The organism is Type-D symbiont of Plautia stali (genome assembly GCF_001485335.1).
GTDB classification, from domain to species: domain Bacteria; phylum Pseudomonadota; class Gammaproteobacteria; order Enterobacterales; family Enterobacteriaceae; genus Pantoea; species Pantoea vagans_C.
Genome location: NZ_BBOC01000001.1, coordinates 24,974 through 39,322 on the forward strand (window position 1 = coordinate 24,974; position 14,349 = coordinate 39,322).

The 14,349-nt window shown below is 54.7% G+C and carries 11 protein-coding genes; 6 read left to right on the forward strand and 5 right to left on the reverse strand.

The genetic code is table 11. The features are described 5' to 3' along the window. Positions 1–5: 5 nt before the first annotated feature. Both pstA and PSSD_RS00135 read right to left on the reverse strand, forming a co-directional pair. The gene (gene pstA / locus PSSD_RS00130; protein WP_058968013.1) at positions 6–1,604 is read right to left on the reverse strand and encodes a phosphate ABC transporter permease PstA; all 1,599 of its coding nucleotides are present in this window, start codon (positions 1,602–1,604) and stop codon (positions 6–8) included. Then, the gene (locus PSSD_RS00135; protein WP_058968014.1) at positions 1,601–3,694 is read right to left on the reverse strand and encodes an ABC transporter permease subunit; all 2,094 of its coding nucleotides are present in this window, start codon (positions 3,692–3,694) and stop codon (positions 1,601–1,603) included. Before PSSD_RS00135 ends, pstA begins: the two co-directional genes overlap by 4 nt. A gap of 182 nt (positions 3,695–3,876) precedes the next feature. Here PSSD_RS00135 and ppk1 point away from each other — a divergent pair, with 182 nt between their 5' ends. The 5 genes from ppk1 to mgtE all read left to right on the forward strand — a co-directional run bounded on the left by ppk1 (position 3,877) and on the right by mgtE (position 10,544). Next, a complete protein-coding gene (gene ppk1, locus PSSD_RS00140; protein WP_039329808.1) occupies positions 3,877–5,937 on the forward strand; it encodes a polyphosphate kinase 1 in 2,061 nt (686 codons plus the stop codon). Between the two features lie 5 nt (positions 5,938–5,942). Next, entirely contained in the window at positions 5,943–7,466 is a 1,524-nt protein-coding gene (gene ppx / locus PSSD_RS00145; protein WP_058968015.1) for an exopolyphosphatase, read from the forward strand. Between the two features lie 27 nt (positions 7,467–7,493). Next, entirely contained in the window at positions 7,494–8,093 is a 600-nt protein-coding gene (tehB, locus tag PSSD_RS00150) for a tellurite resistance methyltransferase TehB (protein ID WP_058968016.1), read from the forward strand. Between the two features lie 706 nt (positions 8,094–8,799). Beyond that, entirely contained in the window at positions 8,800–8,988 is a 189-nt protein-coding gene (locus PSSD_RS00155; protein WP_039329814.1) for a YfgG family protein, read from the forward strand. 122 nt (positions 8,989–9,110) lie between these two features. Beyond that, positions 9,111–10,544 carry a magnesium transporter gene (mgtE, locus tag PSSD_RS00160; protein ID WP_039329816.1) on the forward strand — a complete coding sequence of 478 codons (1,434 nt, stop codon included), beginning with the start codon at positions 9,111–9,113 and terminating at the stop codon, positions 10,542–10,544. A 1-nt stretch (position 10,545) separates the two neighbouring features. Here the strand turns inward: mgtE and PSSD_RS00165 are convergent, their stop codons facing one another. Next, positions 10,546–11,040, reverse strand: a complete 495-nt coding sequence (locus PSSD_RS00165) for a hypothetical protein (RefSeq protein ID WP_058968017.1) — start codon at positions 11,038–11,040, stop codon at positions 10,546–10,548. Positions 11,041–11,516: 476 nt separating this feature from the next. Here PSSD_RS00165 and PSSD_RS00170 point away from each other — a divergent pair, with 476 nt between their 5' ends. Continuing rightward, positions 11,517–11,696: a GDFGVC terminal motif YodC-like protein gene (locus tag PSSD_RS00170; protein WP_058968018.1), complete on the forward strand. Its 180-nt coding sequence runs from the start codon at positions 11,517–11,519 to the stop codon at positions 11,694–11,696. A gap of 82 nt (positions 11,697–11,778) precedes the next feature. On the opposite strand, the gene PSSD_RS00175 is transcribed toward PSSD_RS00170, so the two are convergent. Both PSSD_RS00175 and guaA read right to left on the reverse strand, forming a co-directional pair. Next, a complete protein-coding gene (locus PSSD_RS00175) occupies positions 11,779–12,555 on the reverse strand; it encodes a DUF3750 domain-containing protein (RefSeq protein WP_058968019.1) in 777 nt (258 codons plus the stop codon). Positions 12,556–12,727: 172 nt separating this feature from the next. Next, on the reverse strand, positions 12,728–14,308 hold the full coding sequence (gene guaA, locus PSSD_RS00180; protein ID WP_039329828.1) for a glutamine-hydrolyzing GMP synthase: 1,581 nt from the start codon (positions 14,306–14,308) through the stop codon (positions 12,728–12,730). Positions 14,309–14,349: the final 41 nt, after the last annotated feature.

Below are 14,349 nucleotides of genomic sequence, written 5' to 3' on the forward strand. Positions count from 1 at the left end.
CCTTTTTAGTGCGTCATTAGCCGGTAACGCTCACGCAGACGATGGCGCAACGCCATGGCCAGCAAATTGAGCGACAGGATGATCACCACCAGCAACAGCGCGGTGGCGTAAACCAAGGGTCGATCAGCATCGATGTTTGGACTCTGGAAGGCCAAATCGTAAATCTGAAATCCGAGGTGCATAAATTTGCGATCAAGATGCAGATAAGGGAAAACCGCATCGACCGGCAATTCAGGGGCCATTTTCACTACACCCACCAGCATCAAGGGCGCGGTTTCACCCGCCGCGCGCGCAACGGCCAAAATCAGGCCCGTCAGCATCGCCGGAACGGCCAACGGCAGTACCACGCGCCACAGCGTTTCCGCTTGCGTTGCTCCCAGCGCCAGTGATCCCTGACGCAGATTATCTGGAATACGTGACAAGCCCTCTTCGGTAGCAACAATTACCACTGGCAAGGTTAACAGTGCCAGCGTCAACGCTGCCCAAAGCAAGCCTGGCGTACCAAAAGTGGGATTGGGCAGTGAGCGTGAGAACAGCAGTTGGTCGATGGTGCCGCCAATCAACCAGACAAAGAAACCGAGACCAAACACACCATAAACAATCGACGGCACCCCCGCCAGATTCACAACGGCGATGCGCACCAGGCGGGTCAGCGCGTTGCGTCCGGCGTATTCATGCAGCCACACCGCGGCTACCACGCCCAACGGCATAACGATGATCGACATCAGCAGCACCATCAGCACGGTGCCAAAGATCGCCGGGAAGGCCCCGCTCTCACCACCGCCCGATGTCGGCGAGTCACTGACAAACTGCCAAATCTGGCTGAAGAAGTGCTGGAGTTGCTGGCCGAAAGACATCGCATTGGGATACCAGGCGTCCACCATCTGTGCCAAAGGAATAATGTGATCCTGGCCCTGCACATCACGCAGCACCAGGCTATCGCGCTGGCTTTGCTGCTGCAGACGAGTCAGCTGCTGGGCTAACTCGCTAAAGCGGCGATGCAGCGCAGAGCTGTTAGCATCAAACTCCGACTGCTCCTGCAAGGTAAAGGTCCCGTGACGCTGCTGCTCATCGGCTTGCTGCTGCAGGCTTTCCAACTGGGCATTGAGACGCGCCATCTGCACGCGACGAATGTGACTGGCCTGGCGCAGCTGCTCATGCACCTGCGTCAAACGCTGATGCAGCAGCGCATCACGGTCACGCGCGGTCAACACTTCGTTATCTTCACGCAACTCAATCAGCCAGCCGTAGGCGTTACCGCCGCTGCGGCGTTGCAGAACAATGACATCCGCCGGGCGACGGGTTTTCGCCGCGCCCTGACTGTACAGCACGCGAAAATCCGGTGCGGCAAAATCACGGTTGCCGGTTTTCACCACATAGCGCCACTGCTCGCCCTGCGGCTGTTTGTGCAAGGTCTCACCCAGCACCATTACCGCTGGCCCTTCCGGTGGCTGGAAAAGATATTGATCGACCGGTTGCGGCCAGAAGGCGCGCACGCCCTGCCAGCCCAGCAAGCCAATTAACAAGGTAAACGCCAGCAGGCACACCGCCACCGCACCGGCCGTGAGCCAGCGCCAGCGATCGTTTTGACGCATCGCTTTCATCCCTGTCCCTCATGCTGGCTGTAACGTTGACGCAGGCGCTGACGAATCAACTCCGCCACGGTGTTGATCACCAGCGTAAACATCAGCAGTAAAAGCGCACTGAGGAACAGGATACGATAATGAGCGCTGCCCGCTGCCGCCTCCGGCATTTCGATCGCGATATTGGCAGAGAGCGCACGCAAGCCCGCAAACAACCCGCCTTCACTGACCGGCGTGTTTCCGGTGGCCATCAGCACAATCATGGTTTCACCCACCGCGCGGCCAAAGCCGATCATCAAGGCCGCAAAGATCCCCGCCGATGCGCCAGGCAACACCACACGCGTCAGGGTTTGCCATGGCGTTGCGCCTAATGCCAGCGATCCCTGCCCTAACGCCCCCGGCACACTGAATAAGGCATCTTCTGACAGGGTGAAAATCAACGGCACTAAGGCGAACCCCATCGCCAGCCCGGCGATCAGTAAGTTGCGCTGCTCGTAATGCGCGAGCTGCTCCCCAATGTTCGGCCACAACTGCGTTGGCAGCCACAGTGTCAACAACGTCACCACCAGCAACACCGGCAGCAACAAAATCACTTCAAAACCAGGGCGCCGCCAGCGGAGTGGCAGATGCGGACTGAGCACGCCACAGAGCAACAATGTTGCGGCCAGCACCAGCGGCAACAGCAACACACCCACCAGCGCAGTACTGATATGCGGTGCCAGCCACACGCCGGCAATCAGTCCGATCACCACGCTCGGCAACGCACCCATCATTTCAATGCCGGGCTTCACCCAGCGCCGTAATCCCGGCGACATAAACCAGGCGGTATACATTGCTGCGGCCAGTGCCAGAGGCGTGGCGAACAGCAGAGCCAGCGCAGCGGCTTTCAGCGTGCCAACCACCATCGGTATCAGGCTGAATTTGGCTTGATAGCTGTCTCCCGCCGCCGTGGATTGCCACACCCAATCCGGTTGCGGATAGTTTTCGTACCAGATTTTCTGCCACAGGTTTCGCCAGGTGAAATCGGGCCACGGATTATCCAGAGCAAATTGTTGCCACTGCCCATCGCGCTCAACAATCAGTGCATCCCCGCGCGGTGCAAACGCCAGCGCCTGAATGCCTGGTGCCAGTTGGCGAGTCAGAATCGGCCCCTGTTGTTTACTGGCAAACAGTTTGACCTCACCGGCATGATTAAAGGTGGCAAACACGCGACGCTGCGGCTCGGGCACAATACTCACTGCATCTTTACTGTTGTTGAAGGTGTGAATCTCCTGCAGGCGCGGGCCTTTATCACTCGCAATCGCAAACCACTGATTTACGCCTTGGGTATCCTGAATTAACAGAGTCTGTCCGCCGGTAAGAATATGCAGGCTCTGCGGACGCTGATTGAGCGTTTGGGTTTCGCGCAGTTGTACGCCCTCTGCGGTGATCTCCCACACACGCAGTAAACGCCCTTCACTGGCGTAGAGCAGCTTGCCGTCGGGCGACAACAGCAAATGATCGGCTTGTTGCTGCGGCAGTAGAATTTGATTGAGGGTTTGCTGATTTTCTAACGTCATCAGGCTGATGCCTGCGGGCGTTTGCGCGGCGATACGCCACTGATGATCGCCCAGCGAAGCCAACGCCATGTTGCTCACCGGCCCTTGCTTCAATTGCAGCGGGCGATCGCCGAATGGAAAATACCATTCACCGTGGTTGTCGTGGATCAGCGGTTGCATCAACAGCAGCGCGCCCTGCATATTGAGTAATACGCTACTGCTGTTGCTGCTGTACACCGCGGCATCGGGTTTGCCGGGTAACGGCAAGGCGTCGGTGGCAGGTTGTCCATCAAGCGGAATAAAACGCGCTTCATTGCGGCTAATGCGCCAGCCAAGATGGCCGTCGCTGCCCATGGCCAGCACGGGGGCTTTATCCCAAAGTTGCAAATTGGTGGTCGCTTGCATGCCAGGCGCGCTAAAAAGCGGTAGCACCACCCAGATCAACCAGAAGAAAAGCAGTAGCATCAGCAGCAAAATGCCCACGCCACACGCGGTCACCACACGACGAACAACGTGATCGGTGGCGCGTCGACGGCGGTCGCTAAAGTGGACAGGAATTCGGTTTATGCTCATGCAGGCCAGGTTACAGGTGAAGACACGTCGCTATGTTGCCCGTAGCTGATTGATAAGACAACCTTTGGCGTTGGACAAGCTTGCCATACTCTCGCCATAATGGTGACGGACACTGAGCGGGAGCGCATTTTTACGATTATCCCGCCGGACAATCCGTCCAGCAACAGCATCACGGAGTCAGAATGGGTCAGGAAAAGCTGTATATAGAAAAAGAACTAAGCTGGTTAAGCTTCAACGAACGTGTTTTGCAGGAAGCGGCGGACAAAACCAACCCGCTGATTGAGCGTATGCGCTTCCTCGGTATCTATTCCAACAATCTCGAAGAATTCTACAAAGTGCGCTTCGCCGATCTGAAACGTCGCATTCTGATTGGTGAAGAGCAAGGTACGCCGACGACGTTACGCCATATATTGAAAAAAATTCAGCTGCGGGTGCAGAAATCGGATCAGGAATTCGATGCACTGTACAACGACCTGCTGCTGGAGATGGCGCGTAATCAGATCTTCCTGATTAACGAGCGTCAACTGTCGCCGAATCAGCAAGAGTGGCTGCGCTATTACTTCAAACATCAATTACGCCAGCACGTTACGCCGATTCTGATCAATCACGACACCGACCTGATTGAATTCCTTAAAGACGACTACACCTATCTGGCGGTCGAAATTATTCGCGGCGACGATATTCGCTATGCGCTGCTGGAGATTCCGTCCGATAAGGTGCCGCGTTTTATTAATCTGCCTGCCGAATCACCGCGTCGTCGTAAGCCGATGATTCTACTCGATAACATTTTGCGCTATTGCCTGGACGAAATTTTCAAAGGCTTCTTCGATTACGATGCGCTGAATGCCTATTCGATGAAAATGACGCGTGACGCCGAATACGATCTGGTCACCGAAATGGAATCGAGCCTGCTGGAATTGATGTCATCCAGCCTTAAGCAGCGTCTGAATGCTGAGCCGGTCCGTTTTGTTTATCAGCGTGATATGCCGGATGCGATGGTAGAAATGCTGCGCCACAAGCTGTCGATTTCCAATTACGACTCCATTGTACCGGGCGGCCGCTATCACAACTTTAAAGACTTTATCGGCTTCCCGAATGTCGGCAAAGCCAACCTTGAAAACCGCGCGCTGCCGCAGATTCGCCACATCGGTTTTGACGGCTTCCGCAACGGTTTTGACGCCATCCGCAATCGCGATGTGCTGCTCTATTATCCGTATCACACCTTTGAGCACGTGCTGGAACTGCTGCGTCAGGCGTCGTTCGACCCAAGCGTGCTGGCGATTAAGATCAACATTTATCGCGTGGCCAAAAACTCGCGCATCATGGATGCGATGATTCACGCCGCCTATAACGGTAAAAAAGTCACCGTGGTGGTGGAGTTGCAGGCGCGCTTCGATGAAGAAGCCAACATCCGCTGGGCAAAACGCCTGACGGAAGCGGGCGTGCACGTGATCTTCTCCGCGCCTGGTCTGAAAATTCACGCCAAGCTGTTCCTGATTTCACGTCGCGAAGGCGATGAAATCGTGCGTTATGCGCATATCGGCACCGGTAACTTCAACGAAAAAACCGCACGCATTTATACTGACTATTCATTGCTGACTGCCGATGCGCGTATCACCAACGAAGTGCGCCGCGTGTTTAACTTTATTGAAAACCCATATCGCCCGGTGACGTTCGAGCATCTGCTGGTATCGCCGCAAAACTCGCGCGACATGTTGTATAAGTTGATTGATGCTGAGATTGCCAACGCCCAGCAGAAGAAACCGGCGGGCATTACGCTTAAAATCAATAACCTGGTGGATAACGGCCTGGTTGATCGGCTGTATGCGGCTTCCGCAGCAGGCGTGAAAATTAACCTACTGGTGCGCGGCATGTGCTCTCTGATCCCTGATTTACCGGGCATCAGCGAAAATATTCGCATCACCAGCATCGTTGACCGTTATCTGGAGCACGACCGCGTCTATATTTTTGAGAGTGGCGGCGAGAAAAAAGTGTACCTCTCTTCCGCAGACTGGATGACGCGTAATATCGATCACCGTATTGAGGTGGCCGTGGCGATTCTCGATCCGCGGGTGAAGCAGCGCATTCTGGATATTATCGCCATTCTGTTGAGTGATACGGTGAAAGCCCGCATCGTGGACAAAGAACTGAGTAACCGTTATGTTCCGCGCGGCAATCGCAAGAAGGTGCGGTCGCAGCTGGCCATTTATGATTACATCAAGAAACTGGAACAACCCGAATAACGCCTATGCCAATTTCCCATAAAAGTACGCCAAAACCGCAGGAATTTGCGGCCATCGACCTCGGGTCAAACAGTTTCCACATGGTGATCGCCCGTGTGGTGGATGGCGCGATGCAGGTGTTGGGGCGTCTGAAACAGCGCGTGCATCTGGCCGATGGGTTGGATGCGCAAAATCGCCTGAGTGATGAGGCGATGGAGCGCGGCCTGAGCTGCCTTGCACTGTTTGCAGAGCGGCTGCAAGGGTTCAGCGCGGCGAACGTGACCATTGTCGGCACGCACACGCTGCGTATTGCTACCAATGCGGAAGAGTTCCTGCAGCGTGCTGCCGAAGTGATCCCCTACCCGATTGAGGTGATATCCGGCAATGAAGAAGCGCGTTTAATCTTCATGGGCGTGGAACATACTCAGCCGGAGAAAGGCCGCAAACTGGTAATCGACATCGGTGGTGGCTCGACGGAGTTGGTGATCGGTGAAGATTTCGAGCCGCAACTGGTCGAAAGCCGCCGCATGGGCTGCGTCAGCTTTGCCAATCTCTATTTCCCGAAAGGAGAAATCTCGCCAGAGAACTTCCGTCGTGCACGTTTGTCGGCGGCGCAGAAGCTGGAAACCATGGCCTGGCAGTATCGTTTACATGGCTGGCAATACGCTTTAGGCGCGTCGGGTTCGATCAAAGCGGCCTGTGAAGTGCTGCTGGCGATGGGTGAGAAAGAAAAACTGATCACCCCAGAGACGCTGGAGATGTTGGTCACCGAGGTGTTGAAGCATAAGTCTTTCAATGCGCTGAGCCTGCCGGGCTTGTCGGAAGAGCGTAAAGCCGTGTTTGTGCCGGGCCTGGCAATTCTTTGCGGTGTATTTGATGCGCTGGCGATCCGCGAGTTGCGCCTGTCGGATGGCGCACTGCGTGAAGGCGTGCTGTATGAGATGGAGGGTCGTTTCCGCCATCAGGATATTCGTAGCCGCACCGCGCAGAGTCTGGCCAATCATTACGCCATTGATAGCGATCAGGCGCGTCGGGTACTGGAAACCACCGAGCAGCTCTACCTGCAGTGGCTGGATCAGAACCCGAAACAAGCCAATCCACAGCTTTCCGCCCTGTTGAAATGGGCTGCGCTGCTGCATGAAGTGGGGTTGACCATCAATCACAGTGGCATGCAGCGCCATTCAGCTTACATCCTGCAAAACTCGAACATGCCTGGCTTTAATCAGGATCAACAGATGCTGCTGGCCACGCTGGTACGCTACCATCGTAAAGCGGTGAAGCAGGATGAGATGCCACGTTTCACCTTGTTTAAAAAGAAACAGTTTCTACCGATGGTGTTCCTGCTGCGCCTGGGCACCTTGCTGAATAATCAGCGCCAGGCCACCACCAAACCTGATTCGCTGAAGCTGACCACGGATGACGGCAACTGGACGCTGAAATTCCCTAGTGGTTATCTGAGCCAGAATACCTTGGTGCAGCTGGATTTGGAGCGCGAACAGGCTTACTGGAATGATGTGACTGGCTGGAAACTGACGCTGGAAGAGGAGTAACGCGGGCTGCTGGCCCGCTGTATCACTATGACAAACCGTCCCGATAACTTTTATACGGAAAAATATGGCCTGACGCCCACCCACTCCGAAGTGCTGGCCGCCCTGCCAAAACTGGAAGTGGGTAAGGCGCTGGATTTGGGCTGCGGACAAGGCCGTAATAGCCTGTTCCTGAATCAACATGGCTTTGACGTGACGGCCTGGGACAGCAATCCCCAAAGCCTTGAGCGGCTGAATGGCATTATCCAGGAAGAGAATCTGCAGAACATTCGCACTGAACTGTGCGATCTCAATCAGGTTCGCTTCAACGGCGGCTATCAGTTTGTGCTGTCGACCGTGGTGATGATGTTCCTGCAGCCGGAGACCATTCCGCAGCTGATTGCCGATATGCAGGCCAGCACGGTGAAATACGGCTTCAACCTGATTGTGGCAGCGATGAGCACGGAAGATTACCCGAACTCGCAGAATTTTCCGTTCACCTTTAAATCCGGTGAGCTGAGCCATTATTACCGTAACTGGCATATCGTGAAGTACAACGAGGATGTGGGCGAGTTGCATCGCCGCGACGAAAACGGTAATCGCATTAAGTACCGCTTTGCCACGCTGCTGGCACAGAAAGCCAGCTATTAAAAAATAAGGCCGCCCGCGTAATGCATGTCAGTTAAGAACTCAGGCTGCTTATTAATAAGTGGCCTGTCTATTCAGTGCGGGCTCTGCCGCCACTACTGCCCCCTCTGGGCCGTCCTCGCGCCGCTAAAGCGGTACCTTCGACTTCCACGTCGTGCCGGACGGACCGTTCGCGGATGACCATCCATGGTCGGCCGCTAACTGCCCCACGCCTCCCCGCGTGGGGCTCCTGGCCCAACGTAAAAGTCTCAGCGCTGCGGATAGCCCTGAGGGGGCAGCAGAGGCGTCATGGCCTCAGGCAATGTGCCCTTTTTGACAACCCGTACTGAAGCTGATGAGCCGGCTGGGGCCGCACCGGGGCAGGCATCCGCAGCGCTGAGCTGAGAGAGTATGCCAGGAGAGCCCGCAGGACGCGGGCGAAAGGTGGCGCTGGAACATGGATGTTCCATCGGCACCGGTCCGTATGGCAGACGAGTGAAGTGAAGGTACCGCGTAGCGGCGCGAGGACCGCCTGCCCCGGAGCGGCCCCAGACGGCGTTATCGTCTGCCGCTTAACTGACAAGCACTACGCCACCCGCGGCCTAATCTGATTTTGATCAATTTACCCTTTACCATTCCTGCTCATTTTTCACACAGCGATTGACCTGAAGATCTAACTGTGACTAAATGTTGCCATCGCCCAACTGGGTATCTACAGGAACCACCCCGCGTGAACAGCGCTTTCCCTGCACGAAGACGTCCTAAAACCGGCACCATGACTCGCATTATTTTGCTGATCAGTTTCTTTATTTTGGTTGGCCGTCTGATTTTCATCATCCCTGGTGCCATTGAGCATCATCAGCAAAAAAAAGCCTTACCTGAGCCGGTCCCTACACTGAGCATCAGCGATTCGCGCTAGAGAATTTGCGGGTCATCGTTGCTCGTCCACATTGTCCGGATATGACAATGCTGCTTAACTCGCCCTGATAACCCGCAACGCGCTACACTTTGACCTGACTTTACAGACACAAGGGACGCGCTATGTCTGCACCGTATGCACAACAATTAACCGAAACCCGCCAACGCATTCTTCACCTGTTACTCAGTGAGCACGACTTAGTCGACGTGTTACTGGATAAATCTGTCGATCTCAACGCAGCGGAACTGCGCGAGATCACCGACTGGCGTCAGCAGTTGGAAGATGAGCTTCAACATCTGCATGCCGCTGACTTGGCGGATATTCTTGAGGCGTTACCCGAGCAAGAACGTCTGGCATTGTGGCGTCTGGTGCCCTCCGAGCAACGAGGCCGCGTGTTGGTTGAAGCATCGGAAACCGTCTGGGCCAGTTTGACCGAAGGTATGACTGATCGCGAGATTCTGCACGCTATAGAGCCGCTGGACATCGACGATCAGGTATATCTGGCGCGCTATCTGCCGCGAGACCTGACTGGACGCCTGCTGACCACGCTGGAACCCAGCCTGCGAGCACGCCTGCTGGAGGTCATCGAGTTAGATCGTGACCGCGTGGGCCAGGTGATGGATTTCAACATCCTGACCGTCCGTTCAGATGTGACGCTCGCCACGGTGCAGCGTTTTCTGCGCAAGCGTAAAAGCATGCCGGATGGCACGGATAAAATTTTCATCACCAATGAAGAGAACCAGCTGCTGGGTGAATTATCGCTGACCGACATTTTGCTCAATAAGCCGAAAACCCTGGTCGCAGACGTGATGAACGCCCGCCCTACCACTTTTCAACTCAACGACAATGCGGAAGAGGCGGCCAGTGCCTTTGAACGTTATAACCTGATATCGGCTGCCGTGACGGATGCGAAAGGCAAGTTGATTGGTCGTATTACCGTGGAAGATGTCATCGACTTGGTCAACGAAGAGAACGAAAGCAATATTCGTAAAATGGGCGGTATCAGCCAGGGTGAAGACGTGTTTGCTCCAGTGCGCAAAGCCGTGGGTAAACGCTGGGCCTGGCTCGCTATCAACTTGTGTACGGCGTTTATCGCTTCACGGGTGATCGGCCTGTTTGAAGAAACCATCTCCCAATTGGTGGCGCTGGCCGCCTTGATGCCGATTGTGGCCGGGATTGGCGGTAACACCGGTAATCAGACTATCACCATGATTGTGCGCGCATTGGCATTGCATCAGGTTGAGCCAGGTAACTTCTCATTCCTGGTGGTGCGTGAACTCGGTGTCGCGTTGATTAACGGTCTGTTCTGGGGCGGGATTATGGGCAGCATCACCTGGTTGATGTACGACAACCTGCCGCTTGGCGGCGTAATGATGCTGGCAATGGTGCTGAATTTGTTGCTCGCGGCTTTAATGGGCGTACTGATTCCGTTGATCATGACCAAGATGAAACGCGATCCGGCCGTGGGCTCCAGCGTGTTGATCACCGCTATCACCGATACTGGCGGGTTCTTTATTTTCCTCGGTCTGGCGACGGTGTTTTTGCTGCATCATTAAGCTAAAGACAGTGCGCGTAACGTTGCAGTGCCTGCTGCAAGTTGAGCTGTAACGTTGCGCGAGCCAGTTCGCTCACTCCCGGTGCCACCCTTGCCGAACCTCGTTGATTTAACCATTCCAAAACGTCAACAAAATGCCAGAGCGCGGTTTTCCCATCATGAATCGGGCGTGGAAACTGCGGGCTATGAGCCAGCATTAGCTTGCGCATATTCTGGCGCGATACGCCAATCAACTCGGCAATATCTGTCAGCCCCACTAAGTCTGGCGCCGCTTCAATCAGCTCAGCATCGGGCAGTGCCGCAATAACATCTTCCAGCGCGCTACAAATGGCTTGCTGCGCATCAACCGCTTCCCGCGTAAATACCATACTCAACTTCCCAGCAACGCCAGTCCCTACCAGCGCATCAGTGCATCCCGCAGCGCCGAGACGTTCCAGCGCTTCATCGCAAGAAATGGCATCACTCAACTGAAAACGAAGGGTAAATTCAAATTCCATTTTTATTCCTTATTGATGATTGGCCGGGTGCAGTTATCCACTACTCGCTTTAACATCTTTGCGTGATTTTCAGGATTCTTCGGCGTACTCCAAATGCAGGTAATGCAAAAATCACCGCATCGACACTCTGCTGAATTCTCAGGGCAATACATTTTTCCCCAGGCATGATGTCCGCCTTGCACAATTTTCCATCCTTGCGCTTCTGCATAGCGTAAAACCCTTTCCACCGTTTTATGTGGGTATCGCTTCCTTTCTGACATTGCTCGCTACCTTATCCGTTGCATTCAAGGTTGTCAACTGACAACCCTAGGTGTTTTTCAGAAGTTATCTCAGCAGCAATTAAAGGGACTAGAAACAGGAACCGTCTTGGGTTCTGCCTCTTATCTTTTTGTTGGAAAGCAGCGCACAAATTAAGGCGCGTCACTGAGTGAGCGCATATACACTTAGCGCTAACACTGACCTGACGGAGATACAGCATGTTTAATGTAGGTGATATTGTGCAGTCGAAAACCGGTGGCCCAAAAATGCAGGTCACGCGCGTTGAAGGGGAATTGCTTTGGTGCGCCCGCATTGATGATCACATCAAGCGTGAAATTGAACTCAGAGCGGATACCGTGGCGTTGTATCACGAAGACGGTGATTTCGGCGTGTGCTGAGTATTGATTGCGCGATAAATCGCGCCGCTACAGTGCAATGCGCTCTAACGTAGCGGTGCAATTTATTGCGCGACCTTAACAATCACGGATTCTCTTTCTGCAAATTGTCCTGCCCTATCCCGCCGATAAAGGGCAAACGCAGCTTAAACGGCGTGAAGTCGAGCCCCAGATTCAGCCCCAATACATTCACCTCCAGCCCCTCTTCTGCCCCCACGGTAACGCCAAGCACACCCAACAGGGAAACCTGCACACCACGCCCGGACGGCGGTAAACCAATCGGATGCAGCAACGAACGGTAATCCTTACCAATCGCGTTAGCGGGCAAATCCAATTGCAGAGACGGCACTTCGCGACCAATGTGCGCCATAAAGGTGTTGCTGTTCGGCCCCGGCCATGCGTGATAGGTGTGCGGCCACGGATACGATTTTATCGCCGCTTCGATCTGCGGAATCATCGCCTCTGCCGCTTTGCCGCGATGCTCCACCAGCAACCGTGGTTTCGCGCCATACCAGTAACCGTCGGGCAAGTTTGAGTTGCGCCGTACCTTATTATCACTGCCCCAACTGATCACTTCATAGCGGCTGTATGCCGTTTCTCCGGCACGTTTAAAAATAATCCACGGATGTACGGCAACTGCGCCCTTCCAGCCATAGGTGGGCGCGGCATAGACCTGCACAATAGCCAGATTGGCATATTGGTGCGGGTCCGGCGCTAACCCGGCAGAATCTCGTCTTGCAGTGGCCCAACCGCCACGTTCGGTAGTCAGTTCGCCGGTGCGCGTGGCCTGAGCAAGACTGGCTGCTAATGAGAGCAGCACAATGCAGAGAAAGGAGAGCAGAAAGGCTTTCAGTGGCAGCATCGACGGCATCCTGATGAGTAACAATTCATCGACCATCATGCATTGTGAGGAGTGAGTTTGTATTCACCAACTATGCGATAGGAAAAATAATCAGAACGGATTAAACGGAAATTTTTATCCAATAAAAAGCCCGCTGTTAAGCGGGCTTGATGGACGGTTCAATTAAGGGGAATCATTCCCACTCAATCGTCGCCGGTGGCTTACCAGAGATATCGTAAACCACGCGGGAAATGCCGTTCACTTCGTTGATGATGCGGTTGGAGACGCGGCCGAGGAAATCGTACGGCAGGTGCGCCCAGTGCGCGGTCATGAAGTCGATGGTTTCAACTGCGCGCAGTGATACCACCCAATCATATTTACGACCATCGCCCATCACACCTACAGAGCGTACTGGCAGGAACACGGTGAAGGCCTGGCTCACTTTATTGTACAGGTCAGCTTTATGCAGCTCTTCGATGAAGATCGCATCTGCACGGCGCAACAGATCGCAGTACTCTTTCTTCACTTCGCCCAGCACACGCACGCCGAGGCCTGGGCCTGGGAACGGGTGGCGATACAGCATCGCGTACGGCAGGCCGAGTTCCAGACCGATCTTACGTACTTCATCTTTGAACAGCTCTTTCAGCGGCTCAACCAGACCCATCTTCATCTCTTTCGGCAGACCGCCCACGTTGTGGTGCGATTTGATCACGTGCGCTTTACCGGTGGCAGAAGCCGCAGACTCGATCACGTCCGGATAGATGGTGCCCTGCGCCAGCCATTTCACATCAGTCAGTTTCAGTGCTTCTTCGTCGAACACTTCAACGAACACACGACCAATGATCTTACGCTTGGCTTCTGGATCGTTCTCACCCGCCAGTGCGTCGAGGAAGCGGTTTTCTGCGGCAACGTGCACGATGTTCAGACCGAAGTGGTCACCAAACATGTCCATCACCTGCTCGGCTTCATTCAAACGCAGCAGGCCGTTGTCCACGAACACACAGGTCAGGCGCTCACCGATGGCACGGTGCAGCAGCATTGCCGTCACAGAAGAATCCACACCACCAGACAGGCCGAGGATCACTTTATCTTCGCCGACCTGCTCACGAATACGCTCTACCGCATCTTCGATGATCTTGGCTGGGGTCCACAGTGCTTCACAGCCGCAGATATCGCGGACGAAACGCTCCAGCATGCGCAGACCCTGGCGGGTATGCGTCACTTCTGGGTGGAACTGCACGCCGTAGAATTTCTTCTCTTCGTTCGCCATGATGGCAAACGGACAAGTCTCGGTGCTGGCGACGGTTTCAAAGCCGGCTGGGATGGCAGTGACTTTGTCACCGTGGCTCATCCACACATCCAGCAGCGGTTTACCGGCGGCACTGATGGCATCTTCGATGTCACGCACCAGCGCGCTCTGGGTCAGCACTTCGACCTGCGCATAACCAAACTCACGCTCGTTAGAACCTTCAACTTTGCCGCCCAGCTGCATCGCCATGGTCTGCATACCGTAGCACACACCCAGAACCGGCACGCCAGCGTTGAACACGTATTCTGGCGCTCGTGGGCTGTTCAACTCAGTGGTGCTTTCCGGGCCACCTGACAGGATGATGCCGTTAGGATTGAAGCTACGAATTTGCTCTTCGGTGACATCCCACGCCCAGAGTTCGCAGTAGACGCCCAGCTCACGCACGCGGCGCGCAACCAGCTGCGTATACTGAGAACCAAAATCGAGGATCAAAATGCGATGTTTATGAATATTTTCAGTCGTCATTGAGGCGTTTCCATTGGGATGGACTTAATAATAAAAGCGCC